The following is a 26,341-nucleotide window of genomic DNA, read 5'->3' as shown; positions in this document are numbered from 1 at the left end:
GCTGCGATACCGGGTTCTGCTGGGCGACGAGAGTAAGACAGGGATGGCCACGATTTCCTCCAAGTTCGGTTCGGCGAGAGCTAGTTCAGCCTCACGTGTGGCAAACGTCGACGCACTGGTGCAGGCCCCCTGGTCCTCCTGGTGCCTGCATCCGATCGCGTCACCAAACCGTTCCGTCATCCCGTCAGTTCGCTCTGCCTCGGCCGCGACGGGTGGGCGCAGACCGTCAACTTCCTCTTCGCGGGCTTGCTGTCGCTGCTCTTCGCGGCGGGCCTGTGGCACGTCGGGAGGCCTTGGGGCGGGGCGTGGTTTATAAGATCAACCGGTGCCTCCTGACATATCGCTGTTCACCCTGACCCTGCTCTGTCTGGCCGCCCTCGCGGCGGGCTGGATCGATGCCGTGGTGGGCGGCGGCGGACTGCTGCTGCTTCCCGCCCTGCTGGTCGGCCTGCCGCACACGCCCGTCGCGTTCGTCCTCGGGACCAACAAGTCCACCGCTGTCGTGGGCACCACCGCGGCCGCGGTCACCTACGTCCGCAAGGCCCCGATCGATGTCCGGAGCGCGCTGCGCATCGGCCTCGCCGCGATGGCCGGTTCGCTGGCCGGGGCGTTCTTCGCGGCGGGGATCAACAGCGAGGTGCTGCGCCCGCTGATCATGGCCGTCCTGCTGGCGGTGCTCGCCTTCGTCCTCTTCCGCCCGGCCTTCGGGACCGCGCCCGCGCCCTCGGGGCCGGTCTCCCGCCGGCGCGTCGTGGCGGCCGTCCTCGTCGCGGGCCTGGGCATCGGCTTCTACGACGGCCTGATCGGGCCCGGGACCGGCGCGTTCCTCGTCGTCGCGCTCACCGCGATCCTGCACATGGACCTGGTCAGCTCGTCGGCCACCGCCAAGGTCGTCAATGTCTGCACCAATATCGGCGCGCTGGCGATGTTCGCGATCCAGGGCACCGTGCTGTGGCAACTCGGCGCCCTGCTGGCGCTGTTCAACCTCGTCGGCGGCATGGTGGGCGCCCGGATGGCCCTCAAGCGCGGCGCCGGCTTCGTGCGGGGTGTCCTGGTGGTGGTCGTCGTCGCCCTGCTGTGCAAGCTGGGCTACGACCAGTGGCTGGCGGTCTGACCCCGGCACCGGGGGTGGGTCGCCGCGGCAGGGCCGTACTGTCCTCCTCGGTCAGATGCACCCGGGGGCGTTCGGGGGCACTCGGGGGCCCTCGGGCTGGTCACGCTCTCGACAGTGCGGAAGATTCAGAAAGACGTGAAGAATCGGTAGTCCGGTAGTCCGGTAGTCCGGTAGTCCGGTGGTCGCGGGCCGTCGCGGGCCGTCGCCGCCTGCCCCGGGGCGCCGCCGCGGCCCTGCCTCGGGTGCCCACCGTGCCCCTACCCGGACGTCGCCGCCGCGGCCGCCGTGCGGCGCTCGCTCAGCGGGACTCCCGTGACGGCCGTCAGCACCACCGCCGCGTTCTCCAGGGCCAGCAGCCCGTGCCGTTCGCGCGGGAGCATGACGACCTGACCGGCTTTCAGCTCCGGGCCGCCGCCCTCACCGGTCAGCCGGACCCGGCCGAGCAGGACGTGCAGGCTCGCTGCCGGGGGAGTGTTGTGCTCGTCCAGCTCGGTGCCCGCGGTCAGGGCGATCACGGCCTGCCGCAGCGGGCCGTCGTGCAGGAAGAGGTGGGCGCTGCGGCCGTGCGCGGAGGTCCTGGCTTCGTCGAGCAGGTGACGGGCGAGTGCATCGAGATCGTCCATGAGGCCGGCCTTTCGCGTGCGGACGCGGCGGAGCTTCCTTTCCATCGTTGCCGGTGCGCCCCGGGACGCAACCGGGGAGCGCGCCCACGGGCCGGGGACCGTTCGGAAACCCGTCGGGGAGCCGCCCGGAAGCCAACCCGGAAACCGTCCGCGGGCCGCCCGGAAACTGTCCGGGAGCCAACCCAGGAGCCAACCCCGGAATCGTCCGTAAACCGCCCCGGACCCCCGCCCGGAAACCGCCCGGGAGCCGCTTCGCGGACGGGACGGCGTCCGGGTGCATACCGCTTCCGGGCGGGCCGGTCCCTTACGGGATGATCATCTCGGTCCGTACGATGCGGAACGGTTCCGTGGCGGCGGGCGCGCCTGCTCGGCCGGTGCGGGCCCACCGTCCCGTCTGTCCCGATCCCTCCCGACCCCCACCGCGAAGGATGCACCTGTGGCCGACCCGACCGACCCGACCGACCCGACCGATCCGACCGATCCGACCGACCCGACCGAACCGACCCGACCACCCGGTTCCGCCGGGAACCCGGACGCCCGATTCCTGACCGTGATGACGACCGTCGACAGCGAGGCCAAGGCCGCGCACCTGGCCCGCGGCGCGATCGAGCAGAGGCTCGCCGCCTGCGCGCAGATCAGTGCGCAGGTGACCTCGGTGTACCGCTGGGACGACGCGATCGAGACCGGCCAGGAGTGGCAGGTGCTGTTCAAGACGGCCCGGGCGCGCTACGAGGCTCTGGAGTCCTACCTCCTGCAGGCGCACGACTACGACACCCCCGAGATCATCGCCACGCCGGTCACCCACGGTGGCGCCGGCTATCTGTCCTGGGTCGCGAAGGAGACGAGCTGACGTGGAACGCAACACCACCGGTCGCGGTGCGACGACGCGGCACGCGCAGAAGCGGCCGGTCCGGCGGCGCTGGATCGCGGCCGGGACCGCGGTGGCCGGCGTGGCGGCGTGCCTGACCCTCGCCTCCGTGGGCCATGCCGCGCAGGACACCCCGCAGGCGGCGGCGCACGACGGCCGGCCGAGCCCCAGCCCCCGCCCCGGTGCCACCTGGACCAGCCGGGACGCCGCCGCCTACTGGACGCGGGAGCGGATGGCGGCCGCCGCACCGGCCGGCCCCGAACGCGGCACCTCGGACCGGGCCGCCACCACCCGGTCCGCTCCCGCCGCCAAGTCGGCCGCCATCGCCCGGCACTTCGACGGCGTCCCGTCCGTCGGCGTGCTGTTCTCCGTGGACGGGGACGCCCGCGCGCACCACTGCACCGCCAGCGTGGTGCACAGCCCGCACCGCAATCTGATCCTCACCGCCGGGCACTGCAATCCGGGTACCCGGGCGGCTTTTGTCCCGCAGTATCGTTCCGGCGCGGACAAGCAGCCGTACGGGGTGTGGGCGATCGAGGACACCTTCGCCTACCCCGGCCGTGGCACCAGCGGCGCCGGGGCGGACCTCGACTTCGCCTTCGCCACCGTCGCCCCCGACGAGGGCGGCCAACCCGTCGAGGACACCACCGGCGGCAACACCCTCTCCCCGGCACCCGGTTACACCAACGACGTCACCGTCGTCGGCTACCCGAACGTCCGCAACGACCCCCAGGACAAGGCCGTACGCTGCGCCACCCGCACCAGCCGGCTGTCCGGCACCCATGAACTGCGCATGGAGTGCGGCGGGTTCTACGGCGGCACCTCCGGCAGCCCCTGGCTGGCCGACTTCGACGAGGAGAGCGGGACCGGCCGGGTCATCGGCCTGATCGGCGGCCTCAACGGCGGCGGCCCCAAGGGTCCGGACAGCGACCGCATCTCCTACAGCCCGTACTTCGGCCAGAAGGTCCTCAGCCTCTACGCCCAGGCGTCGCAGGCGTGACCGTGCCCCAGCGGGTGGGGTGGCGGGGGCGTTAACGGCGGGGTGGCGGGGTGGCGGGGGCGCTAACGCAGCGCCTCCGCCACCCCCTTCTCGTGCGGCCCGAGGAAGTGCGGATCGGGCCGCAGCAGCGCCTCCGCCGCTGCCTTCGGGGCCGCGAAGATCTCCCGGACACCGCCGTACGCCCAGGTCACATCGCGCTTCGCGGCCACCCCGACGCCGTACGAGTCGACCCCGGCCGCCTGACACAGCGCCAGCGCGCGCCGGATGTGGAAGCCCTGGCTGACCAGCACCGCCCGGTCCACGCCGAAGACCCGGTGCGCACGGCTGCAGGAATCCCAGGTGTCGAAGCCCGCGAAGTCGCTGACGATCTTGCGGGCCGGAACGCCGTGCCGCAGCAGATAGGCGCGCATCGCATCCGGCTCGTCGTAGTCGTCCCGGCTGTTGTCGCCGGTGACCAGGACCGCGCGGACCGTGCCCCGGTCGTACAGTGCGGCGGCCGCGTCCAGCCGGTGGGCGAGGTACGGCGACGGCGCGCCGTTCCACAGCCCCGCGCCGAACACGATGGCGACGGGCGCGGCGGGCGCGTCCGCGACACTGCGCACCCGGGGGCCCGCCGAGGCGTTCATCCAGGTCGCGGGCGCCAGCGCCAGCACCGTCAAGGCGACGACCGCCTGATAGGCGCGGCGCCGGCCACGGCGGCTCCGCGGCAGCCGGATCCGGCGTAGTCCGCGTAGTACGGGTAGTCCCCGCAGTCCGCTCCCTGCCCGCTGCCGTATGCGCCGCCCCGCGCGCCGCACCGGCCCCGTTTCCTGCCCTTGCATCCGTCCGTGCCCCGTTTCCCGGCCGTGCCTGTCGTGATGGGTCTTGCAGGCTGCGACGCCCCACCGCGCCGTGTTGGTTGCGCAGGCGGCCTGGCATCGTGGCAGAGGGAGCACCCCGGCCCGGAGAGGAAGCACCGCCATGACCACCGAGCCCGAGCCCGAGCGCCTGCCCGAGCCCGAGCCCGCGCCCGGGCGCCTGCCCGAGCCCGAGCGCCTGCCGTTCTTCGTCTACGGAACGCTGCGCCCCGGCGAGGCCAACCACGCCTGGGCCCTGCGTGGCCGGACCACGGCCGAGGAACCGGCCCACATCGATGGCGCGCTGCTCTACGACGGCCCCGGATACCCGTACGCGACGGCCGGACCCGCCGGCGCGGTGGTCCACGGCGACCTCGTCCTGCCCCGCGACACCGACTACGACGAGGTGCGCGCGACGCTGGACCGGCTGGAGGACTACGCCCCCGGCGACCCGGAGAACCTTTACGAGCGGGTGCGTACCGACGCCGTGTGCGCGGACGGCAGGACCGTACGGGCCTGGGTCTACCTGGCCGCCGACCGCCTCGCCGCGCGGCTGCGCGCGACCGGCACCCCCATCGAGGGCGGCGACTGGCCGGCGTCGAGAGCCGCGGCCGGCTGAGGGCGCGGCCGCAGGGCCGCCATCGACGCGCGGGTGGCAAGAGCGCCGCCGCGGCACCGGTCACCAGCCCCGATAGCCTGGCGACTCCTCGCCGGACGGGCCCCTTCCGGTCACCGGCGGAGATCCCCGCAACCGCAACCGCAACCACGACCGCTGACCACTGTCCGCAACACCTTCCCGTACCGCTGACGACTCCCCGTACCGCAGAACACTCCCCGTACCGCAGAACACTTCCGACCCGCAGAACAGGTGTGACCCGCGTGGCTTCCTCCCCGTCCTCCCCCTCCGCCCCAACCGCCCCCGCGCCGCTTCCCAAGGCGGAGCTGCATCTGCACATCGAGGGCACCCTGGAGCCCGAGCTGGCCTTCGCGCTCGCCGAGCGCAACGGCGTCGCCCTGCCGTACTCCACCGAGGACGAGCTGCGCCGCGCCTACTCCTTCGACGATCTGCAGTCGTTCCTGAACCTCTACTACGCGCTGATGGCCGTGCTGCGCACCGAGGACGACTTCGCCGACCTCGCCCACGCCTATCTCGCCCGCGCCCGGGAACAGGGCGTACGGCACGCCGAGATCTTCTTCGACCCGCAGGCGCACACCGCGCGCGGCGTCCCGATCGCGACGGTCATCAACGGCCTGGCCCGTGCGCTCGACAGCGCCCAGGAGACCTACGGCATCAGCACCCGCCTGATCATGTGCTTCCTGCGCGACGAGAGCGCCGATTCCGCCCTGGCGACGTTCGAGGCGGCCCGCCCCTTCCTCGACAAGATCACCGCCGTCGGCCTGGACTCCGCCGAGGTGGGGCACCCGCCGTCGAAGTTCAAGGAGGTCTTCGCGCTGGCCCGGGAGGCCGGACTCAAGTGCGTCGCGCACGCGGGGGAGGAGGGGCCCCCGGCCTATGTGTGGGAGGCCCTGGACGTCCTCGGCGTGGACCGGATCGACCACGGGGTGCGCTCCCTGGAGGACGAGCGGCTGGTGGCCCGCCTGGCGGCCGAGCAGGTGCCGCTCACCGTCTGCCCGCTGTCCAACGTCCGGCTGCGGGTCATCGACGACCTCGCCGGCCACCCGCTGCCCGCGATGCTGGACGCCGGACTACTGGTGACCGTCAACTCCGACGACCCGGCCTACTTCGGCGGCTACGCGGGCGACAACTTCACCGCCGTACGCGACGCCCTCGGCCTCGACCCCGAGACGCTGCGCACCCTCGCCCGCAACTCCTTCCGCGCCTCCTTCCTCGACGAGGCGGACCGCGCGGCGTACCTGCGGGAGGTTGACGCGCACGGGGCGTAGCGCGGGCGGCAGGGAAGCGGGCGGCAGGGAACCGGGCGGGGCGGGCCCCTGCCCGGTCCCTGCCGCCCGTCCCGTCAGCCCGTCCTTCCCGGGGCGACCGGGCCCGCCGGCAACCGGAAGGAACACGGATTTCGCCGCGGCGAAACGGCACCGCAACGCGCGCCTGCCACGCTCACGGCATGACGGCGCCGATACCGCACCCGCCCTCCGCGTTCCCCGGCCCCCTCGGCGCGGGAGACCTCGCCGCCGAGATCAGTGCCCAGCTCGGCACCCGGCTCGGCCGGGTCCGGCTGCACGGTTTCCGCCGCCCGGCCCCGCCGCCCCCCACCCTCGTGGCCGTGGCGCACGGCAGCCGCGACCCCCGCGCCCTGCCCACCGTCCGGGCGCTGCTCGACCGGGTCCGGGCGCTGCGCCCCGGGCTGCCCGTACGGCTCGGGCACATCGAACTGAACCGCCCCCTGCTCGCCGACACCCTCGCCGAGCTGGACGGTGCGGCCGTCCTCGTCCCGCTGCTCTTCGGCCGGGGCCACCACGTCACCCACGACCTGCCCGCCGCGCTGACCGGCGCCCCTCATCTGACCGGCCGGGTCGCCGAACCCCTGGGGCCGCACACCCTCCTCGCCGAGGCGCTGCACGGCCGCCTCCTGGAGGCCGGATTCCCCGCCGGCCGCTGCCCGCGCAGCGCCGTGGTCCTGGCCGCCGCGGGCTCCCGTGCCCCGCGCTCCGCCCAGGACACCGAGCGCACGGCCCGGCTGCTCTCGGCCCGCCTCGGCGGCACCCCCGTACTGCCCGCCTACGCCTCTGCCCTCCCGTCGCCCGCCACCGCCCCAGCCCGAGACGCTTCGCGTCGCCCCTCTCAGATTGCCCCCACCGTCCCCGACGCGATCCGAGCACTGACCGCCCGCGGCCACGACCGGATCGCCGTCGCCTCCTGCTTCACCGCCCCCGGTCGCTTCGCCACCCAGTGCGCGGCCGCCGCCCCGGGGACCGCCTCCGCGCCCCTGGGCGACCACCCCGCGCTGGCCCGTCTCGTCCTGCACCGCTACGACCAGGCGCTCCTCGCGCGTACCGGATCCGGTCCCGAGAGCGCCAAGGCGGCTACCGTCGCTGTATGACCGGCACCTCACCCACCATCCCCGGCTACACCGCGGCCGATACCGAGCGCTGGGTTTCCGAGCCCGACAAACGGCCGGGACGCACCGCCTTCCAGCGCGACCGGGCCCGGGTGCTGCACTCCGCCGCGCTGCGCCGGCTGGCCGGCAAGACCCAGGTCGTCACCCCCGGCGCCCACACCCCCGCCTGGGACGCCAGCCCGCGCACCCGGCTGACCCACTCCCTGGAGTGCGCCCAGGTCGGCCGGGAACTCGGCGCCGCCCTCGGCTGCGACCCGGACCTGGTCGAGACCGCCTGCCTGGCGCACGATCTCGGCCATCCGCCCTTCGGGCACAACGGCGAGCAGACGCTCAACGAAGTCGCCGCGCCCTGCGGCGGTTTCGAGGGCAACGCCCAGTCGCTGCGGCTGCTGGCCCGGCTGGAGCCCAAGCGGTTCGTGCCCACCGCGGACGGCTCGACGGTGAGCGTCGGGCTGAACCTCAGCCGCGCCGCCCTCGACGCGGCCACCAAGTACCCCTGGACGCGCGGCGCCCACCCCACCGACCCGGCGTCCCGGAAGTTCGGGGTCTACGAGGACGACCTGCCGGTCTTCGCATGGTTCCGGCGGGACACGCCCGCCGGTGCGCAGAGCTTCGAGGCGCAGGTCATGGACTGGTCCGACGATGTGGCCTACTCGGTGCACGACGTCGAGGACGGGCTGCACGCCGGACACCTCGACCCCAACCTCCTGCTCGCAGACGCCGAACGGGCCGAGATCTTCGCGGTCGCCGGTGCGCGCTATGCGCCCGGCGCCGGATCCGAGGAGCTGGCCGCGGCGCTGGACCGCCTGCTGGAGCAGGAGTGGTGGCCGCACGGCTACGACGGCTCCGCGCTCGCCCAGGCCCGTCTGAAGGACGCCACCAGCCAGCTGATCGGCCGCTTCTGCCTCGCGGCCGAGACCGCGACCCGGGCCCGGTGGGGGACCGGGCGGCTCACCCGATACGGAGCCGAGCTGGTGGTTCCGGCCGAAACGCGGTGGGAATGCGCCGTTTTGAAAGCCGTCGCCGACCGGTACGTCATGCAGCGCCCGGACCAGGAAGCGCTCCGTGCCGAGCAGCGCATCGTCCTCGCCGAACTGGCCGAGGCGCTGCTCGCCCGCGCCCCCGACGGCCTTGATCCGCAGTTCCGTTCACTGTTCGACGCGGCCCCCGACGACACCGCCCGGATGCGCGCCGTCATCGACCAGATCGCGGCCCTGACCGACACCTCGGCCCGCTCTTTGCACGCCCGGCTCACCCGCCACCCTGGTCACGCGCCGGGCAACCGAGGGCGACCCTAGGGGGAAGCCCCTCTTCCCCCTCATGCTCTTCCCCCTTCACGCTCCGTGCGGGACGCTCGAACCCGACCGCTTTCGAACGGAGCACCCTGACAACAGTGAACAGAGAACCCTGACCACGGTGAACAGAGAACGCTGACCATGGTGAACAGAGAACGCCGACCACGGTGAACAGCGAACCCCGGCCGCAGCGCACGGGACACCCCGGTTCACCGGCGCGCCAGGACCCCGGTTCACCGGCGCCCGAGGACCCCGGTTCACCGGCGCGCCGCCGCACCGGCACCCCCGTTCACCGGTGAACGGGAACCCCTGCGGCACCGAGGGCATCAACGAGGGAGAGCAGGCCGGGGGAGAGAAACCCGGGGAGAGCAGGCCGGGGGCACACAGGGGGGCGTTTACGGACGCGGACGCGGACGTACGGCACCGCAACGAGGAGGAAGACAAGTGGTCGACGCACACCAGACGTTCGTCATCGTCGGGGGTGGCCTGGCCGGCGCAAAGGCCGCGGAGACTCTCCGCGCGGAGGGATTCACCGGCCGGGTGATCCTCATCTGCGACGAGCGCGACCACCCGTACGAGCGCCCCCCGCTCTCCAAGGGGTTCCTGCTCGGGAAGGAAGAGCGCGACAGCGTTTTCGTCCATGAGCCCGCCTGGTACGCCCGGGCGCACATCGAACTGCATCTGGGCCAGCCCGCCGTCCACCTCGACCCCGAGGCCAAAACCGTCCGCCTCGGCGACGGCACCCTGATCGCCTACGACAAGCTGCTGCTGGCCACCGGCGCCGAACCCCGCCGCCTGCACATCCCCGGCACCGGCCTGGCCGGCGTGCACCACCTGCGCCGCCTCGCCCACGCCGAACGGCTGCGCGGCGTGCTGGCCTCCCTCGGCCGGGACAACGGCCATCTGGTCATCGCCGGCGCCGGCTGGGTCGGCCTGGAGGTCGCCGCGGCGGCCCGCTCCTACGGCGCCGAGGTGACCATCGTCGAGGCCGCGCCGACCCCGCTGCACGGCATCCTGGGCCCCGAACTCGGCGGCCTGTTCACCGATCTGCACCGCGAACACGGCGTCCGTTTCCACTTCGGCGCCCGCTTCACCGAGATCGTCGGGCAGGACGGCGTGGTGCTCGCGGTGCGCACCGACGACGGCGAGGAGCACCCCGCCCACGACGTGCTCGCCGCGATCGGTGCCGCGCCGCGCACCGCGCTCGCCGAACAGGCCGGGCTGGACCTCGCCGACCCGGAGGCCGGCGGCGGGGTGGCCGTCGACGCGGCGCTGCGCACCTCCGACCCGTTCATCTACGCCGCCGGGGACGTGGCCGCCGCCGATCACCCGCTGCTGGACACCCGGTTGCGGGTCGAGCACTGGGCCAACGCCCTCAACGGCGGCCCGGCCGCCGCGCGCGCCATGCTCGGCCAGGACATCAGCTACGACCGCATCCCGTACTTCTTCTCCGACCAGTACGACATCGGCATGGAGTACTCCGGCTACGCCCCGCCCGGCTCCTACGAGCAGGTCGTCTGCCGCGGCGACGTCGCCAAGCGGGAGTTCATCGCCTTCTGGCTCGGCGCGGACGGACGGCTGCTCGCGGGGATGAACGTCAACGTCTGGGACGTCGCCGAATCCATCCAGCAACTGATCCGCGGCGGGGCGCGGTTGCGGCCCGAGGCACTGGCCGATCCGGAGGTTCCACTGGCCTCGCTGCTCCCGTAGCGTGCGCGTATGACGCAGAACCCGCATGGTTCCACCGGCTCCGGCTCCGGCTCCTTCTCTGGTTCCGGCCCCGGCTCCAGCGGCGCCGGCGTCCCGGCCGTCACCTTCGACGACGTCCGGGACGCCGCCCGGCGGCTGGCAGGCGTGGCCCACCGCACACCGGTCCTGCGCTCCCGCACCCTCGACGCGCTGACCGGTGCTGAGGTCCACCTCAAGTGCGAGAACTTCCAGCGGGTCGGCGCCTTCAAGTTCCGCGGCGCCTACAACGCCCTCTCCCGGCTCTCCCCGCAGCAACTGGCCCGCGGGGTCGCCGCCTACTCCTCCGGCAACCACGCCCAGGCCGTCGCCCTCGCCGCCCGGGAGCTGGGCAGCCACGCCGTCATCGTGATGCCCGAGGACGTCCCGGCGTCCAAGAAGGACGCCACCGCCGGATACGGCGCCGAGATCATCACCTACGACAGGTACACCGAGGACCGCGTCGCCCTCGGCCGCAAGATCGCCGAGGAGCGCGGCCTCGTCCTGATCCCGCCGTACGAGCATCCGCACATCATCGCGGGCCAGGGCACCGCCGCCCTGGAACTGATCGAGGAGACCGGACCGCTCGACGCCCTGCTCGTCCCGGTCGGCGGGGGCGGGCTGATGGCCGGCGCCGCCACCGCCGCGACCGCCCTGGTCCCCGGCATCCGGATGATCGGCGTGGAGCCGGAGGCGGGCGACGACACCCGGCGCTCACTGGCCGCAGGACACCGCGTCACCGTGCCCGTCCCGCGCACCATCGCCGACGGCCAGGCCGCCGAAATCCCCGGCGAGCTGACCTTCTCCATCAACCGGTGGCTGCTCGACTCGGTCGTCCTGGTCAGCGACGACGAGATCCGCGCGGCCATGAGGCTGGCCTTCGAACGCCTCAAGATCGTCATCGAGCCCAGCGGCGCCACCGCCCTGGCCGCCCTCCTCGCCGGGCACATCGGCCTTCCCCCGGTGCCTGAACGGCCTGAACGACCTGGTCGGTCCCCCCGTCCGCCGCGCGTCGGCATCATCCTCTCGGGCGGCAACGTGGGGGTGGAACGGTTTCGGGAACTCCTGGGGTGAGCGAACGGCGAGGCTGCTCCCCCGCCCCCTCCCCCCTCCTCCCCCTTCGGGGGAGGGGGCGGGGGTGGGTTCGGGGGTGGGGGGAGCCGTCGGCGCTCGCGGACGCCTCCCGGCCACCCGCGGACGGTTCCAGCCACCCGCCACCGCCCCCGGTCACCCGCCACTGCCCCCGGTCACCCGCGCACGCCCTCCAGCCACTCGCCGATGCCTCCCGGCCACCCGCGCACGCTTCCCCAGCCGCCTGCCGACGCCCCATCGGCCACTCGCCGACGCCCCCCCCAGCCATCCGCCCCCGCCTCCCGGCCAGGAGTGTCCGCCCCCGGCCGTAGAATTCACGCGTGGCAGGCAGGATCAACGATGACGATGTGAAGGCGGTACGGGACGCGGTCCCGATCGACGCCGTCGTGTCCGAATATCTCCAGCTCCGCAACGCTGGCGGCGGCAACCTCAAGGGCTTGTGCCCCTTCCACGACGAGAAGTCCCCGTCCTTCCACGTCAGCCCGGCCAAGGGGCTCTACCACTGCTTCGGCTGCCAGGAGGGCGGCGACACCGTCGACTTCATCATGAAGCTCGACCACCTCTCCTTCGCCGAGACCATCGAGCGGCTGGCCTCCCAGGCCGGCATCACCCTGCGCTACGAGGAAGGCGGCTACACCCCCGGCCGCCAGCAGGGCGAGCGCACCCGCCTGGTGGAGGCCCACAAAGCCGCCGCCCAGTTCTACGTCGAGCAGCTCGACAGCCCCGAGGCCGAGATCGCCCGCAAGTTCCTCGCCGAGCGCGGCTTCGACCAGGCCGCCGCCCAGCACTTCGGCGTCGGCTACAGCCCGGCCGGCTGGGACCACCTCACCCGCTTCCTGCGCGGCCGCCGCTTCAGCGACCAGGAGCTGGTGCTCGCCGGCCTCGCCCAGGAGGGCCGCCGCGGCCCCATCGACCGCTTCCGCGGCCGCCTGATGTGGCCGATCCGCGATATCGCCGGCGAGGTCGTCGGCTTCGGCGCCCGCAAGCTCCGTGACGACGACAACGGCCCCAAGTACCTCAACACCCCCGAGACCCCCATTTACCGCAAGTCCCACGTCCTCTACGGCATCGACCTCGCCAAGAAGGAGATCGCCAAGACCAACCGCGCGGTCGTCGTCGAGGGCTACACGGACGTCATGGCCTGCCATCTGGCCGGTGTCACCACCGCCATCGCCACCAGCGGCACGGCCTTCGGCGAGGGCCACATCAAGATCCTCCGCCGCCTCCTGATGGACAACGCCGGCTCCGAGGTCGTCTTCACCTTCGACGGCGACGCCGCGGGCCAGAAGGCCGCCCTGCGCGCCTTCGAGGACGACCAGAAGTTCGCCGCCGAGACCTCCATCGCGATCACCCCCGGCGGCATGGACCCCTGCGACCTGCGGCTCGCCAAGGGCGATGCGGCCGTCGCCGACCTCGTCGAGGCGCGCACCCCGCTCTTCGAGTTCGCGCTGCGCCATGTCGTCTCGCGGCACAACCTCGACACCACCGTCGGCCGCGCCGCCGCCCTCGACGAGGCCGCCCCCATCGTCGCGAACATCAAGAACAGCTCCATCCAGCACGAATCCGCCGTCCAGCTCGCCGGCATGCTCGGCATCCTGGACACCCAGTTCGTGGTCAAGCGCGTCAGCCAGCTCGCCCGCTGGGCCCGTGAGCGCGGCCGCGACGGCGGCCCCGACCAGGGCCGTCAGCAGCGCCGGGGCCAGCCCCCGGCCACCGAGCAGGCCCGCCCCGCGCCCGGTCCGCGCGGCCCGGCGCTCAACCTCCGCAGCCCCGCCCACCGCGTCGAGCGAGAGCTGCTGAAGCTCGCGCTGCAGCGCCCCGACCTGGTCTCCCCGGCCTTCGACGCCTACGGTGCCGACGAGTTCACCGCCCCGCCCTACGCCGTGGTCCGCCAGTGCATCGAGGCCGCCGGCGGCGCCTCGGCGGGCGCCGCCGACAGCGCGTACGTCCCCCGGGTGCGGGAGGCCGCCCCCGACGACACCGTCCGCGCCATGGTCACCGAGCTCGCCGTCGAACCGCTGCACACCCGCCGCGACCCCGACGAGGCCTACGCCGGCGTCCAGTTGGTCGCCGTCCGCCTCGCCGCCGTCAACCATCGCGTCACCGAAATCCGCGGCACCCTCCAACGCCTCGGCCCCCGCGCCGACCCCGAACACCTCGCCGCCGTACAGAACGAACTCTGGGTCCTCCAGCAGTACGGCCAGTCCCTGCGCGAACGCGGCTACGCCGCCTTGTAGAACGTCCTCTCGGGGGGGGCGTCCGGGGCGTCCGGGTATCCGGCGCGTCCGGGGCGTCCGGGGCCTTTGGGTTCCGGCGCCTCCGGGGCGTCCGGAGTGACCCCTTTAGAGCACCCTGAGGGGCCTCCTAACACCCCCGGACACTCCCCGCGGTAGCCGTCCGGTCACGGACCGGACTCAAAAAGTGGTCGCACGCCCCTCGTGGCGGGGGTGTGTCGTACTCCACACTGAGAAGCGGTGCCTGAGTCCTCGGAGCGCGGCGGGCCCGGTCGCACCTCGCCGGAATCCCCCGCACAACCGCTTGTGACGTTCGGGACGGACAGCGGCTCGGCCGCACCCGTGCCCGGCCTTTCTGCCGCCTCAGCAGCGATCACCCTGGAGGTCGCCCCCGTGCAGACCCAGACCCTCGCCGACGCGCCGCCCGCCGCACAGCCGGTCACGGAACCGGACGCGCAACGGGATGCGGAAACCGACGCGGAGCCGGACGCGGAAACCGACGCGGAGCCGGACGCCGAATCGTTCTCGGACCCTTTCCCGGAGTCGTCCCCGGAGCAGGCCCCGGAGCAGGCCCCGGAGCAGGCCCCGGAACAGGCCCCGGAACAGGCCCGCGACCCGCTCACCGTGCCCCAGCAGCCCGAACCACCCGCCGCCGAAATGATCATCGCGGAGATCATCCCGGAGCCGGCACCGCGCCCCGAGGCCGGCAGCCCGTCCGCCGATCTCTTCCGCCAGTACCTCCGCGAGATCGGCCGGATCCCGCTGCTCACCGCCGCGGAGGAGGTCGAGCTGGCCCGCCGCGTCGAGGCCGGCCTCTTCGCCGAGGAGAAGCTCACCACCACTCCCGACCTGTCCTCCCAACTCGCCCACGACCTGGACCGGTTGGTGGTGCTGGGCCGGATGGCCAAGCGCCGCCTGATCGAGGCCAACCTGCGCCTGGTGGTCTCCGTCGCCAAGCGCTATGTGGGCCGCGGGCTGACCATGCTCGACCTCGTCCAGGAGGGAAACCTCGGACTGATCCGCGCCGTCGAGAAATTCGACTACGCCCGCGGTTACAAGTTCTCCACCTACGCCACCTGGTGGATCCGCCAGGCGATGTCCCGCGCGCTGGCCGACCAGGCCCGGACCATCCGCGTCCCGGTCCATGTCGTCGAGCTGATCAACCGCGTGGTGCGGGTCCAGCGCCGGATGCTCCAGGAACGCGGCTACGAACCCACCCCCGAGGAGGTCGCCGCCCATCTCGACCTGACCGGCGAACGCGTCAGCGAAGTCCTCCGGCTCGCCCAGGAGCCGGTCTCGCTGCACGCTCCCGTCGGCGAGGAGGAGGATGTCGCCCTCGGTGACCTCATCGAGGACGGCGACGCCGCCTCACCCGTCGAATCCGCCGCTTTCCTGCTGCTCCGCGAACACCTCGACGCGGTCCTGTCCACCCTCGGGGAACGCGAACGCAAGGTCGTCCAGCTCCGCTACGGCCTCGCCGACGGCCGCCCCCGCACCCTGGAGGAGATCGGCCGGATCTTCGGCGTCACCCGCGAACGCATACGGCAGATCGAGTCCAAGACCCTGGGCAAACTCCGCGACCACGCCTTCGCCGACCAGCTCCGCGGCTACCTCGACTGAGGCAACCGGGGCCGCGGGCCGCGGGGCCACTTCCCCGCGGGAGCGCCGACCTCCCGGGCCGCGGGGACACCGGGCTGCCGGCCCGGGGGAGCGCCGGATGCCGGGCCGAGGGAATACAGAACTGCCGGCCGCGGAATCACCGGCCTGCCGACCCGCCGGAACACCGGGCAGCTGATGGGCTACAGGGCTATCAGGGCTACTGGGCTACGGGGGTACCGGGCCGCCGCCGGCCTCACGCCGACCGCTGGAACGCCCCGGGATGGATCTCGTCGCGCACCGTCGTGTACTGCTGGCGCACGGCCTGCCCGACCGGCAGTTCCTCACCGGGCTCGAAGACCTGGCTCGCGGCGGCCGGCCACTGCGGCGGATCGACCCATGCGGCCCCGCCGCCCGCGCCCGCCTCCGCCCCGGGAGCCGGGGTGAGCGTGCCGTGTGCCACCCCCCATGCCCAGGCCGCCTGCCGCGCCGCACCCAGCGCCGCGTAATCGGCCGGCTGCGGCACCACGACCGGCACCCCGAACAGCCCCGGCGCCACCGCCTGCACGGCACCCAGCTCGGCAGCCGCACCCAGCAGGAACACCCGGCGCACCGCCACGCCCCGCCCGCGCAGCACATCCAGCGCGTCCGCCAGCCCGCAGAGCATGCCCTCCACGGCCGCCCGCGCCATGTGCTCCGGCTTCATGCTCTCCCGGCGCATCCCGTGCAACGACCCGGCGGTATGCGGCAGATGCGGCGTCCGCTCGCCCTCCAGATACGGCAGCAGCACCATGCCGTACGCGCCGGGCGAGGACTTCAGCGCCAGCTCGGACAGACCCTCCAGATCCGTCCCCAGCATCTCCGCCGCGCCGCGCAGCACCCGCACGGCATTGCTGGTGTGCACGACGGGCAGGTGGCGGCCGGTCGCGTCCGCGAACGAGCTGATCGTCCCGGTCGGGTCGGCCAGCGCCTCGTGATGGATCCCGAACACCGACCCCGAAGCGCCCAGCGACACCACGGCGTCACCCTCCCCGACACCGAGCCCGAAGGCCGCCGCCATCGTCTCGCCCGTACCCGCCGAGATCAGCAGCCCCTCCGGGGTGAACCCGGCCGTCCCCGACGGGCTCAGCACCTCCGGCAGCCGCACCTGATGGCCCAGCGCCAGCTCCACCAGATCCGGCCGGTAGGTCTCGGTCGCCGCCGACCAGAAGCCCGTCGCCGAGGCCCCGCCGCGGTCCGTCGTACGCCGCGCGGGACGCCCCAGCAGCTGCCACGCCAGCCAGTCGTGCGGCTGCATGATCTCCGCGATCCGGGCCGCATGCGCCGGCTCCGTACGGGCCAGCCAGCGCATCTTCGTCACCGCATGCGTCGCCTGCGGCACCGCCCCGACGGCCTGCGCCCACGCGCTGCGCCCGCCCAGCGCGTCGATCAGCTCCGCGGCCGCGCCCTGCGCCCGCTTGTCGTTGCCCACCAGTGCGGGGCGTACGAGGTTGCCCTCGACGTCCAGCGGGACCAGACCGTGCGGCTGCGCGGAGACACCGATCGCCTGCACCCCTTCGAGCAGCCCCCGGCCCGCCGCCTCGCCGAGTGAGATCAGCCACGCCTGCGGGTCGGCCTCGGGCCCCTTCTCGACGGGGTGCGGCGCATACCCCTGCCTGATGACGGCACCCGTGTCCGCATCGCAGACGACGATCCGTGTGCTCTCGGACGAACTGTCCAATCCGGCGACTATCCCCATGCACCCAGATGATGCCCCATACGACGCATAGGAGCAGCGTCAGGGTTTGCCGCCGGGGGCCCCCGGCTCAGGTATTGCTGGTGCCCCAGTCGTCCTCGTCGGGGGAACGCTGCTCGCGCAGCGAGCGGACCCGCGCGCCGACCGAGCCCGGCAGCCGGTCGCCGACCTTGGCCGACACCGTCCCGAACGCCTTCGACGCCGCGTCGCGGCCGGTCAGCGCGGCGGACTCCGCGGTGTTCCGGACCGCCGGATTCTGCGAGATCCGCTGGGCGGCCTTGCGGAGCTGCTCGTACCGTTCCCGGCCGGCCCGTGCGCCGAGCACATACCCCGTGGCCAGTCCCGCGATGAACGTGAGCCGGTAGCGCATTGCTCCACCCTTCCTCTCGTCGGACCCCTCCGGTGCCGGTGCGCACCCGAGCGTCTGGCTGTGACGCGCGCCTACCCTCCGGGGCCGGAGATCACCCGAGGTGACCTGAGGCGATACCGATTGGCGGAGCACCCCCCTGCTTGCGCTAATGTATGTGTCGCAGCGAACGCGCGCCGTCCGGAGCCCCGGACTGCGGTGCATTCGAGGCACACAGAGCAATCCCCTGTAGCTCAATTGGCAGAGCAGCCGGCTGTTAACCGGCAGGTTACTGGTTCGAGTCCAGTCGGGGGAGCTCGGTCCCCTGTAGCTCAATTGGCAGAGCATTCGGCTGTTAACCGGAGGGTTACTGGTTCGAGTCCAGTCGGGGGAGCAGAGAGAAGAGGACCCCGGAAGGGGTCCTTTTTCTTGTGCCGTGGAACCGAACGACCCGTGATCGAAGTCCTCTTGGGCGTGCGAGGTCGCGCGACGGCAGCCCTCACGGGCAACAGATCGTATGAGCGGCTATGCTGCGGCAGACGGCGCGCACAAATGTGCGCGACGCGCCGTGGGGGGCGGTAGCTCAGCCGGTTAGAGCAGCGGACTCATAATCCGTCGGCCGTGGGTTCGAGTCCCACCCGCCCCACCGCAGCACCCAGGGCGAAGCCCCTTTCTACCTGGGGAAACGTCAGAACGGGGGCCACCGCCACAGCGCGGTGGCCCCCGTTCAGCCGTTCAGACCAAGATCCAGTGGCCCTACAGTGGCCCGGATGGCGTTGCGGTGGCCCGCAGGCGCTCACACAGCCTTCTTGGACCGCTTCGGCCGACCGCCGGCACGAGGCCGCGTGCTCCCTGTGTGGCCGTCAGAGGGCGCGGACAGTGGGCACCACTTGGCAACGTCCGGCTCCTCCGGCCTGACGATGGTGAAGCGGAGCAGGGCGTTGAACGGGCGCAGCTCCTCCGGGTAGTGGTCGCTCAGGTTTTCGATGCGCATCCCGTCCCAGCCACGGTCGGCACAGTGCTCGCGAATCCATTGCAGTGCGGCGAACGTGGCCTGGTCCTGGCTGCCTCCAGGCGTACTGATCTGTCCGAGCGCAGGGGTCTCGGGAGCCGTCCTTGCTTCGACCGTCCAGGTGCCGGCGTCGTCTCGCCAGCAGCGGGTGAAAACGATGACGACACTGTCGTGGAACGCTCCTTCGGGGATCTCCAGCTCGCGGTGGACGTCATACACCACAATGCGAGGCACGACAGAAGCGATGGACTCTGCCTCGGTGCGCATCATCTCGGGCACCACGCTGGTGTAGGTGTCGGAGGTGATCTGCCGGGAGGAGTGCCCCAGCCGCTCCTGTACGACCTTGATGTCGGTCCCGGCGAGCAGGGACAGCGACGCGGAGATGCGCCGGAGGCCGTGAAGCCGAACCGGGGGCAGGCCGGACAACTCCACGAGGCGCTTGAAGTGGCGTGACACCCAGTCGGTGAACGGGCTCTCCGTTCTCCTGGGCCCACACCCGGTCGGAGTCGACCAGGCGTCTACCTCGCTCCACTCCTCGCGCTCCTTGGCCCTGGACTCCTAGCCCAGACACCAGCCGCAAAGTAGGTTGCGGGGCTTCGCGACCGTCGTCATGCGCTCGCCGGCTCGGCGGCCTGTTCGTCGTGTTCGCGCAGCATCCGCATGACGGTGGCGGGCGAGGGGTGTTGTCCCTTCTTCGTGCCGGTGGTGATGACGAGACGCTTGGCGATGTCCCGCAGGCTCATCTCCTGGTCGCGCAGACGGAGGGCCATCGACAGCATGTCGTCGTCGGTGACGCCGGCGCCGCCGATGGTCTTGCCGCGCTTGCGGGCGGACTCGTGTCCTTCGAGGGTGCGGTCGCAGATGTACTCGCGCTCCATGCCGGACATGGCGGCCAGCACGGTGAACACGATCCCGGAGGGGTCGTGCGAGCCCTTCAGTTCTCCGGTGAGGAACTCCAGGCCGACGTCGCCGGCCTTCAGCTCCTCGGCGAGCATGGCGAGTTCGATACCGCGGCCGAGCCGTTTGTGTTCGTGGACGACGAGGGTGGCGGCGACGCCGGACGAGCGGATCTCCCCGGCGAGCTTGACGGCGGCCTCCAGCTCGGGGCGCCTGGTGGCGCGGGTGGAGATCTTCTCCGAGTAGACCCGGGTGACCCCGGCTTCGGCGAGGGAGTCGAGCTGTGCGTCCAGGGACTGCCGTGCGGTCGAGGCGGGGCGTACCCGAGGCGGACGTGGCCGACCGGCTTGGTGTCGGCGCTCACGGGTCGAGGCAGTTCGGTCCAGACCGAACCGGGCTTGCGCGGGTGTAGTAGTCGGCGTTCACTCCGGCCAGGACGGCGACCTCCTCGCGGCGCAGTCCGGCGACTCTGCGCGCCCCGTAGCTCGCCATGCCGACGTCCTCCGGCCGCAGGCCGGCGCGGCGTATGCGCAGGAAGTCTCCCAGGGGGTTGTCGTCCATGTGTTCAGGCTAGGCGGCGGCCCGGTGTGCTGCCCGGGTGTGCCACACCCAGGCAGCACGCGTCCTGGTTGATGGCCGCTGACCTGCCCAGACTCGGTCGAGCGGGGAAGACCGCACCATTCGAGGAGAGGAGTCCGCCATGGCTGGGGCCGTTGAGGGCGACCACGTCGACGTGGTCGGGATGTGGGTGACCGCGGATGGTCACATCCGTCAGGAGCTGCGGCCGGACGGCCGCTACGACGAAGCTCGCGGCGAGCGGCGCAGCGCGTACACCGGCCGGTACACGGTGACCGGCAGCCACCTGGACTACGTCGACGACACCGGGTTCACCGCCACGGGCGACATCCAGGACGGAGTGCTCTCTCACGAGCACCTCGTGCTCTACCGGGAGCAGAAGTCGTCGTAGAGGAGGCCGGGCCGCGGCCGCCCTGGTCACCGGGGGCGAATCCGCCGTCGGCGGACCAAGAAGTCCCGACACAGCAGTCAGCCAGTCAGCCAGCATCAACCAGATTCAAGGACCATATCCATGACAGGACAACGACTTGACGGCAAGGTCGCGCTGATCACGGGCGCGACCGGCGGCCTCGGCACAGCGACCGCCGAACTCTTCGCCCGCGAAGGCGCCCGGCTAGTGATCACCGATGTCGCCGAAGGCCCCCTGCGGGACCTGTCCCACCGGATCGGGGCACGCGGCGCGGAGGTCGTCGCTGCCCGCCTCGATGTCTCCTCCGCGCGGGAGTGGGACGAAGTGATCACCCTCGTACGCGACCGGTTCGGAACGCTGGACGTGCTCGTGAACCTCGCCGGCATCCTGGACTGGCCAGGTATCGAGGACACGCGGGAAGAGGCTTGGGACCGCGTCATCGACGTGAACCAGAAAGGCACCTGGCTCGGCATGAAGGCGGCGATGCCGCTCCTGCGTGCGAGCGGCAACGCGTCGGTGATCAATACGTCGTCAGTACTCGGCCTGGTAGGAAGCGGTGCGGCTGCGGCCTACCAGGCGTCCAAGGGGGCCGTGCGCCTGTTGAGCAAGACCGCCGCGGTCGAGTACGCCCGGCGGGGAGTACGGATCAACTCGGTGCATCCCGGGGTGATCGCCACACCGATGATCCAGGAACTCCTGGACGCCCAGGGCGACCAGCAACCGGACATCCAACGCACCCCCATGCGCCGAGCCGGCCGCGCCGACGAGATCGCACCCGCCATCCTCTTCCTGGCCTGCGACGACTCCTCGTTCGTCACCGGCTCGGAACTGGTGGTCGACGGCGGGCTCACCGCGCACTGAACAGCCCTCCACAGCGCTTCAGGTGCCCCGCACCGGCGCCCTGCACTCACACTCACCTTTTCCAGGGACCGCACCATGACATCTGCCACTGCGTCCGCCGAAGCATCCGAATCCGCCGAGTTCGCCGGGAAGACCGCCCTCGTCACCGGGGCCGCGCGCGGCGTGGGCAAGGAGACCGTGGCGCTCCTCCACGCCCGCGGCGCCCGCGTCGTCGCCGTCGACCTACGCCCCGACATCACGACTCTGCCGGACGAGTTTCCCGGCGTACTCGCGATGCGCGGCGACATCGCGCAGGAAGAGACCGCCGCCCGCGCGGTGCAATCGGCTCTGGATACCTTCGGAGGCCTGGACATCCTGGTGAACAACGCCGGACGCGCCTTGAACAAGCCCATCACCGAAACCTCCGCCGAGGACTGGGACGCCGTGATGGCGGTCAACGCCCGCGGCTCCTTCTTCTGCACCCGCGAAGCCTTCCGGGCCATGAAGAACCGCGGCGGCGGCGCCATCGTCAGTACCGGCTCCTACACCTGCACCGTCGCCCTGCCCGAAGGCGCCGCCTACAGCGCGTCGAAGGGCGCTCTGGCCCAACTGACCAAGGTGCTCGCCGTCGAGGGCGGGCCACTGGGCATCCGCGCCAACATCGTTGCCGCAGGCGTCATCGAGACCGATTTCCTCGACACGATCCGCTCCGACAGCCGTGCGTACCTGGCGTCCTTCGCCAACGCGCAGCCCCTGGGCCGAGTCGCACAGCCTGAAGAGATCGCCGAGGTCCTGTGCTTCCTGGCCTCACCACGCTCCAGCTTCATCACAGGAGCCGTGGTCGCCGCTGACGGCGGCTTCACCGCGGTCTAGCGCCAACGCCGTTCAGTTAGGCGCTACAGGAGCTCCGCTGTTGGAACAGGTTGCCATAACCAGGACGGTCGGGGTAGCGGCCGGGGTGTTCGCGCCGGGACATATCGGTGAGCTGACCCAGATCGTGCCCTTCGAGATGGTCGACGAAGTGCTGGCAGAGACAGGTGCGGTGCAACGCAGGGTCCGGCTGGTGCCGGCGCGGGTCACGGTGTACTTGCTGTTGGCAGCGGCACTCTTCAACGGGCTGGGCTACCAGCAGGTTTTCGATCGACTGTGTGCCGGGCTGGCGGGCCTGTCGCTGCTCCGGCCCAGCGGCAGCGCTCTTCGCCAAGCCCGCCAGCGGCTGGGTCCGGCACCGATGAAAGCACTGTCAACCTGGTGAGCGGACCCGCCGCCACGACCGCTGCCGCCGGACGGTGGCGGGGCCTGAAGGTCGTCGCGGTCGACGGCACCCTGCTGCCGGTCTTGGACTGCCCGGCCAACCTCGCGGTGTTCACCCGGCAGCGGCTCGGCAACGGGACCTCGGGCTACCCGCAACTGCGGCTGGCCGCGCTGGTGGCCCGCGGCACCCGGTCCGTGACCGGGGCCGTGTTCGGTCCGGCCACGCATGGTGAGCTGGAGTACGCCCGCCGCCTGGCGGACAGCCTGCGGGCCGGAATGCTGCTGCTGGGCGACCGGAACTTCTCGGCCGCCGCCCTGCTGAACCAGCCGGCCGCCACCGGCGCCCATCTGCTCGTGCGCTGCAAGACCAACCGGAACCTGCCCCTGGTGGCCCGCTGCAACGACGGCTCGACACTTACCCAGATCGGGCCGCTGACCATGCGTGTCGTCGATGCCGAGATCGCCATCCGCACCGTTCAGGGCACCCGCACCGGCCACTACCGGCTCCTGACCACCCTCACCGACCCGGCTACCCACCCGGCCGGTGAACTCGTCCGGCTCTACCACGAGCGCTGGGAGATCGAGACCGCCTACGCCGAGCTGAAGTCCACGATTCTCGGCGGACGCGTCCTGCGGGCCCGCACCCCGACGGCATCGAGCAGGAGGTCTGGGCCCTGCTGACCGCCTACCAGGCATTACGCACCGCGATGACCGACGCCACCGACAGCACCCCGGGCACCGACCCGGACCGGGCCGGCTTCACCACCGCCCTCGCCGCTGCCCGAGACCAACTCGTCCTGGCCGCGGGCGTCCTCACCGGCACCGACATTGACCTTGTCGGCACCATCGGCCGTCACGTTCTGGACCATCGTCAAACGCGCAATCTCCAAATGGACACGGAGGGCCGGACTTTGCGGACGGCTCGCTCGCCCAGCTCGTCGGGGTACTTCCGTGGTGCAGGCATCGGACCTGTGTCCTCCCATCTGCCGAGGCGACCATGCCTGGCTGCAGGGCCGCTACAAAATCCGGTTCAGCTCAGTTCGATGTCGTTCTGAGGAACGTCCCCGAGTCTTCCTCTGCGAGCGGCCCCTCGTCCCTTCCTCTCCCTCCTCGTCGTAGTGGTCCCTCGGTACCTGGGCTGATCGAGGCAGTCACACCTGAACGCCAGGGCCGGCGACGCTGATGCGGGCGGCGACAAGCGCGCTGCGGTGCGTCGCTGCACCGCATTAGTCGTCCGTTAGCAGAACGCCAACCCGGGCTACGAAGGTGATGGTTGTCCGGGAGCGAACGAGCGAGCAGAGCAACAGGAATCCACGATGAACACCGCCACCGTCACCACCCGCCTCCGCGGTCGCGCCGGCCGCCGCATCGCCACCACCATTGTCGCCGCGGCGGCGCTGGGCATGGGGCTCACAGCCTGCGGGCAGGGCTCCGGGGCGGCAAGCGCCGTCGGCTCCACGAGCTCTTCGACCGCGTCCGACTCGCAACACGCCTCGGTCGCGGCCCCGGCCCAGCACACGAGCGGCTCCTCCTCGGCCCACTCCGCCTCGCAGGGCCAGGACGGCGCCAAGTCCACCAGGGCGTCGTCCGCCGCCAAGACCGGCAGCGGGTCCGGTGCGGCCGGGGGTGGCGTCGCCCACGCGGGTAACCACCGCACGATCGTCGGCAAGCTGGAGTACCTTGCGCCCGGCAAGCTGATCGTCAAGCCCCAGGGCGGCGGCACGGACCAGGCGTTCTTTGTCGCGAACGCCACGACGGTTCTCGGCGCGGCCGCGATCTGCTCCGACGACGCGGGCAGCGTGTCCATCGGCAAGGACGGCTACGGCACCTCGAAGTGCACCGTGGAGCAGCTGGAGAAGGCTGCGAAGAGCGGCAGCGTGACCGTCCGCGTGACCATGGACACCAAGTCCGGCGCCGCCGAGACGGTCGAGGAGAAGTACCACCCGTAACCCCCGCTCCCCGCGCCATACGCGCCCCATAGACCGCTCACCGATCTACCGGTGGGGGACGTGCCGACCAGCTCGTACGAGGGCCCCGGCCCCCGGACAGCACTGGCCGGAAAAGCTCACCACCCAGTGAACTTCTGGCCCGGTGCGCGCAACAAACCCAGTGAAGGACGCACAGCTCAGGCGGCTTTCGGCCGCAGCGTCTCTCCAGGAGAGCTGTGCGGAGAACGACCCGAAAACAACCAATGGAGGAATTCATGAAGTCCTGGCGCACTCGTATCGCTCTCGGTCTCGCCGTGGGTGCCGCAGCCGTCACCATGCCGCTGACCGCCACGGCCGCTTTCGCCGACACCCAGCCCAATGACGGCTGGGTGCAGGTCGGTGGCGAGTCGTACGGCTCCTTCCAGCAGTGCGTCGACCAGGCGCAGCGTGACCTGCCGCTCAACCCCAAGTACCACGAGGCCACCTGCCAAAGCGCCCCCCAGCCCGGACTCCCCAACTTCTACATTGTGTGGATGCGCTGAGCTTGTTCTTGACGGTCTGACCGCGAACGATTCCCCGAACGTGATCGCTCGTACGAGGATTCCGGGGACGTGAACACGGCCTTCGTCCGGTCCTGTGCTCCGACCGAAGAAGCACATGGCCGGCACGAAGGCCGTGGGGGAACGAGTCTGCTGCAACCCGGCGTCCGGCGGGAAGCGTTCCCGCGGTGGCGTCACCCGTCCGGAACGGCCTCTTCGACTGCCCGTCCGTGCGCGGGGACACGCCGTTGGAGCGGACCGACGCGTTGCTGTGCGCGCACGGGCCGGTGACCACACCGGTGGACCTCACGCTGAACTCGACGCCGCCGTTGCCCTTGGTGGTCTTGGTCTTCCGTGCCCGTCGGTGGCCGGTGGGGAGGTTCTCCGGGGGCTTGGGTGCGTCGGCGGCCGGGTACGCGGGGGCGGCTGGACGAAGACCTTCACCGCCCCCCGCCTCTGCGCGGCCATCGTCGACCGGCTCACCTTCAACGGCACCATCATCGAGACAGGCACCGACTCCTACCGCCTCGCCAGCACACGAGCCCGAGCCGAGGAGCCCGCCAAGGCAGGCTGACCGCAGCCTACGTTCCTCGATGGCCAGCCGTCCTGGCGGACGCCTGGCCATCCCGCGTTGCGGTGTCCTTGGAAGAGGTCTCAAGAATCGAGCACGGCGGCGACGGCCTCGATCTCGACGAGTTGGTCCTTGTAACCGAGCACGGTGACGCCCATCAACGTGCTGGGGACGTCATGGTCAGCGAACGAGTCCCGGACTACTTGCCAGGCGGCCACCAGGTCCTCCCGCCGGGCCGATGCGACGAGAACCCGTGTGCTGACGACGTCGTGGAGTGACGCGCCTGAGGCAGTAAGAGCGGCCTGCATGTTCTCGATGGCTCTCGCTGCTTGGCCTGCGTAGTCCCCGATCGCTGCTGTCGAGCCGTCATCGTTCAGCGGACACGCCCCTGCGAGGAAGATCAGGCGTGACTCGGCGGGCGCCGTGGCCGCGTAGGCGTACTCAGCGACGTCGGACAGGGCGGTGGAGCGAATCAAAGTGATGGCACGAGCCACGGTCGTGTGGTCCTTTCCCCTCGGGTGTTCAGCGCGGACATCCTGCCAACGGCCAGTTGGCTGCCGCCTTCCCTTTTCTTGCCGCCCGGCGAGACGCCGTCATTTCTGCTGGACATTCACGAACCGCATGATCACCAACTGACTCCGGGACGTTCGCCGCGGCATCTCCCGCGTCTTCGCCTGGAGCGCTTCGACGGCTCGAACCCGCCGCCGCAGCTCTGCCGCGCTCGCCCATGCTCCCGATGTCGTGCGCACCCAAGTCCCCGGCCCTGTTAGGAATCGCTGCTCATCGTGCGCACCGTAGGCACAGGTCCGCGGA

Annotated in this window: 27 protein-coding genes, 3 tRNA genes and 2 pseudogenes; 23 read left to right on the top strand and 9 right to left on the bottom strand. The window is 71.7% G+C overall.

The features are described from left to right. The first annotated feature begins 141 nt into the window (after positions 1–141). Both ABR737_RS15665 and ABR737_RS15660 read left to right on the top strand, forming a co-directional pair. Positions 142–336, top strand: coding sequence for a DUF998 domain-containing protein (locus tag ABR737_RS15665; protein ID WP_350250791.1), 195 nt, complete (start codon positions 142–144; stop codon positions 334–336). Next, the gene (locus ABR737_RS15660; protein WP_350250790.1) at positions 326–1,114 is read left to right on the top strand and encodes a sulfite exporter TauE/SafE family protein; all 789 of its coding nucleotides are present in this window, start codon (positions 326–328) and stop codon (positions 1,112–1,114) included. The genes ABR737_RS15665 and ABR737_RS15660 overlap by 11 nt, the downstream gene beginning before the upstream one ends. Before the next feature lie 257 nt (positions 1,115–1,371). On the opposite strand, the gene ABR737_RS15655 is transcribed toward ABR737_RS15660, so the two are convergent. Further along, positions 1,372–1,737: a cupin domain-containing protein gene (locus ABR737_RS15655; RefSeq protein WP_350250789.1), complete on the bottom strand. Its 366-nt coding sequence runs from the start codon at positions 1,735–1,737 to the stop codon at positions 1,372–1,374. 553 nt (positions 1,738–2,290) lie between these two features. Here ABR737_RS15655 and cutA point away from each other — a divergent pair. After that, entirely contained in the window at positions 2,291–2,587 is a 297-nt protein-coding gene (cutA, locus tag ABR737_RS15650) for a divalent-cation tolerance protein CutA (protein WP_350256795.1), read from the top strand. A 1-nt stretch (position 2,588) separates the two neighbouring features. Then, complete coding sequence (locus tag ABR737_RS15645; RefSeq protein WP_350250788.1) at positions 2,589–3,605, top strand: trypsin-like serine peptidase; 1,017 nt, start codon at positions 2,589–2,591, stop codon at positions 3,603–3,605. A 62-nt stretch (positions 3,606–3,667) separates the two neighbouring features. Here ABR737_RS15645 and ABR737_RS15640 read toward each other — a convergent pair whose 3' ends face one another. Further along, the gene (locus tag ABR737_RS15640; RefSeq protein WP_350250787.1) at positions 3,668–4,426 is read right to left on the bottom strand and encodes a SanA/YdcF family protein; all 759 of its coding nucleotides are present in this window, start codon (positions 4,424–4,426) and stop codon (positions 3,668–3,670) included. Between the two features lie 139 nt (positions 4,427–4,565). On the opposite strand from ABR737_RS15640, the gene ABR737_RS15635 reads away from it, so the two are divergent. From ABR737_RS15635 to ABR737_RS15600, 8 genes are all read left to right on the top strand, one after another. Further along, entirely contained in the window at positions 4,566–5,060 is a 495-nt protein-coding gene (locus tag ABR737_RS15635; protein ID WP_350250786.1) for a gamma-glutamylcyclotransferase family protein, read from the top strand. A 260-nt stretch (positions 5,061–5,320) separates the two neighbouring features. Beyond that, positions 5,321–6,346, top strand: a complete 1,026-nt coding sequence (locus tag ABR737_RS15630) for an adenosine deaminase (protein ID WP_350250785.1) — start codon at positions 5,321–5,323, stop codon at positions 6,344–6,346. Positions 6,347–6,525: 179 nt separating this feature from the next. Beyond that, the gene (locus tag ABR737_RS15625) at positions 6,526–7,461 is read left to right on the top strand and encodes a sirohydrochlorin chelatase (RefSeq protein ID WP_350250784.1); all 936 of its coding nucleotides are present in this window, start codon (positions 6,526–6,528) and stop codon (positions 7,459–7,461) included. Beyond that, positions 7,458–8,777, top strand: a complete 1,320-nt coding sequence (locus ABR737_RS15620) for a deoxyguanosinetriphosphate triphosphohydrolase (RefSeq protein ID WP_350250783.1) — start codon at positions 7,458–7,460, stop codon at positions 8,775–8,777. The genes ABR737_RS15625 and ABR737_RS15620 overlap by 4 nt, the downstream gene beginning before the upstream one ends. 441 nt (positions 8,778–9,218) lie before the next feature. Continuing rightward, positions 9,219–10,484, top strand: a complete 1,266-nt coding sequence (locus ABR737_RS15615) for an NAD(P)/FAD-dependent oxidoreductase (RefSeq protein ID WP_350250782.1) — start codon at positions 9,219–9,221, stop codon at positions 10,482–10,484. Between the two features lie 9 nt (positions 10,485–10,493). Next, a complete protein-coding gene (locus tag ABR737_RS15610; protein ID WP_350250781.1) occupies positions 10,494–11,573 on the top strand; it encodes a pyridoxal-phosphate dependent enzyme in 1,080 nt (359 codons plus the stop codon). Positions 11,574–11,911: 338 nt separating this feature from the next. Next, a complete protein-coding gene (gene dnaG, locus ABR737_RS15605) occupies positions 11,912–13,828 on the top strand; it encodes a DNA primase (RefSeq protein ID WP_350250780.1) in 1,917 nt (638 codons plus the stop codon). A 237-nt stretch (positions 13,829–14,065) separates the two neighbouring features. Next, positions 14,066–15,445: an RNA polymerase sigma factor gene (locus ABR737_RS15600; RefSeq protein WP_350250779.1), complete on the top strand. Its 1,380-nt coding sequence runs from the start codon at positions 14,066–14,068 to the stop codon at positions 15,443–15,445. 232 nt (positions 15,446–15,677) lie between these two features. Here the strand turns inward: ABR737_RS15600 and ABR737_RS15595 are convergent, their stop codons facing one another. Both ABR737_RS15595 and ABR737_RS15590 read right to left on the bottom strand, forming a co-directional pair. Continuing rightward, positions 15,678–17,159, bottom strand: coding sequence for an FGGY family carbohydrate kinase (locus ABR737_RS15595; protein ID WP_350250778.1), 1,482 nt, complete (start codon positions 17,157–17,159; stop codon positions 15,678–15,680). A 67-nt stretch (positions 17,160–17,226) separates the two neighbouring features. Continuing rightward, positions 17,227–17,526, bottom strand: a complete 300-nt coding sequence (locus ABR737_RS15590) for a YtxH domain-containing protein (protein ID WP_350250777.1) — start codon at positions 17,524–17,526, stop codon at positions 17,227–17,229. 219 nt (positions 17,527–17,745) lie between these two features. Between ABR737_RS15590 and ABR737_RS15585 the strand changes: the two genes are divergently transcribed. From ABR737_RS15585 to ABR737_RS15575, 3 genes are all read left to right on the top strand, one after another. Next, positions 17,746–17,818: transfer RNA gene (locus ABR737_RS15585), tRNA-Asn, on the top strand. 5 nt (positions 17,819–17,823) lie between these two features. Further along, positions 17,824–17,896 (top strand) — tRNA-Asn (locus tag ABR737_RS15580). Between the two features lie 178 nt (positions 17,897–18,074). Beyond that, a tRNA-Ile gene (locus ABR737_RS15575) sits at positions 18,075–18,148 on the top strand. Between the two features lie 150 nt (positions 18,149–18,298). On the opposite strand, the gene ABR737_RS15570 is transcribed toward ABR737_RS15575, so the two are convergent. The 3 genes and pseudogenes from ABR737_RS15570 to ABR737_RS15560 all read right to left on the bottom strand — a co-directional run. Continuing rightward, a complete protein-coding gene (locus ABR737_RS15570) occupies positions 18,299–18,970 on the bottom strand; it encodes a tyrosine-type recombinase/integrase (RefSeq protein WP_350250776.1) in 672 nt (223 codons plus the stop codon). Between the two features lie 152 nt (positions 18,971–19,122). Then, positions 19,123–19,704, bottom strand: a complete 582-nt coding sequence (locus tag ABR737_RS15565) for a recombinase family protein (RefSeq protein ID WP_350256794.1) — start codon at positions 19,702–19,704, stop codon at positions 19,123–19,125. A 109-nt stretch (positions 19,705–19,813) separates the two neighbouring features. After that, positions 19,814–19,972 (bottom strand): annotated as a pseudogene (locus ABR737_RS15560) (transcriptional regulator); the annotation flags it as partial. A gap of 139 nt (positions 19,973–20,111) precedes the next feature. On the opposite strand from ABR737_RS15560, the gene ABR737_RS15555 reads away from it, so the two are divergent. The 5 genes from ABR737_RS15555 (at position 20,112) to ABR737_RS15535 (ending at position 23,171) form a co-directional block, all read left to right on the top strand. Then, on the top strand, positions 20,112–20,378 hold the full coding sequence (locus tag ABR737_RS15555; RefSeq protein ID WP_350250775.1) for an Atu4866 domain-containing protein: 267 nt from the start codon (positions 20,112–20,114) through the stop codon (positions 20,376–20,378). 120 nt (positions 20,379–20,498) lie between these two features. Beyond that, positions 20,499–21,257, top strand: a complete 759-nt coding sequence (locus ABR737_RS15550) for an SDR family NAD(P)-dependent oxidoreductase (protein WP_350250774.1) — start codon at positions 20,499–20,501, stop codon at positions 21,255–21,257. Between the two features lie 75 nt (positions 21,258–21,332). Beyond that, positions 21,333–22,109: an SDR family NAD(P)-dependent oxidoreductase gene (locus ABR737_RS15545; RefSeq protein WP_350250773.1), complete on the top strand. Its 777-nt coding sequence runs from the start codon at positions 21,333–21,335 to the stop codon at positions 22,107–22,109. A gap of 40 nt (positions 22,110–22,149) precedes the next feature. Continuing rightward, positions 22,150–22,491 carry a transposase domain-containing protein gene (locus tag ABR737_RS15540; protein ID WP_350250772.1) on the top strand — a complete coding sequence of 114 codons (342 nt, stop codon included), beginning with the start codon at positions 22,150–22,152 and terminating at the stop codon, positions 22,489–22,491. Continuing rightward, positions 22,488–23,171 (top strand): IS4 family transposase, encoded by a 684-nt coding sequence (locus ABR737_RS15535; protein ID WP_350250771.1) that lies wholly within the window; start codon positions 22,488–22,490, stop codon positions 23,169–23,171. Before ABR737_RS15540 ends, ABR737_RS15535 begins: the two co-directional genes overlap by 4 nt. Before the next feature lie 14 nt (positions 23,172–23,185). Here ABR737_RS15535 and ABR737_RS15530 read toward each other — a convergent pair whose 3' ends face one another. Further along, complete coding sequence (locus tag ABR737_RS15530) at positions 23,186–23,347, bottom strand: hypothetical protein (protein WP_350250770.1); 162 nt, start codon at positions 23,345–23,347, stop codon at positions 23,186–23,188. Between the two features lie 459 nt (positions 23,348–23,806). Here ABR737_RS15530 and ABR737_RS15525 point away from each other — a divergent pair, with 459 nt between their 5' ends. The 3 genes and pseudogenes from ABR737_RS15525 to ABR737_RS15515 form a co-directional block, all read left to right on the top strand. Beyond that, on the top strand, positions 23,807–24,439 hold the full coding sequence (locus ABR737_RS15525; protein WP_350250769.1) for a hypothetical protein: 633 nt from the start codon (positions 23,807–23,809) through the stop codon (positions 24,437–24,439). Positions 24,440–24,693: 254 nt separating this feature from the next. Then, positions 24,694–24,960 (top strand): hypothetical protein, encoded by a 267-nt coding sequence (locus ABR737_RS15520; protein ID WP_350250768.1) that lies wholly within the window; start codon positions 24,694–24,696, stop codon positions 24,958–24,960. Between the two features lie 421 nt (positions 24,961–25,381). Next, positions 25,382–25,531 (top strand): annotated as a pseudogene (locus tag ABR737_RS15515) (ATP-binding protein); the annotation flags it as partial. An 80-nt stretch (positions 25,532–25,611) separates the two neighbouring features. On the opposite strand, the gene ABR737_RS15510 reads toward ABR737_RS15515, so the two are convergent. After that, positions 25,612–26,022 (bottom strand): RidA family protein, encoded by a 411-nt coding sequence (locus ABR737_RS15510; protein WP_350250767.1) that lies wholly within the window; start codon positions 26,020–26,022, stop codon positions 25,612–25,614. Positions 26,023–26,341: the final 319 nt, after the last annotated feature.

Origin of the sequence: Streptomyces sp. Edi2 (genome assembly GCF_040253635.1) — a bacterium.
GTDB lineage: Bacteria > Actinomycetota > Actinomycetes > Streptomycetales > Streptomycetaceae > Streptomyces.
Note: the sequence above shows the minus strand (reverse complement) of the source record. Positions and strands in the feature narration are given on the sequence as shown.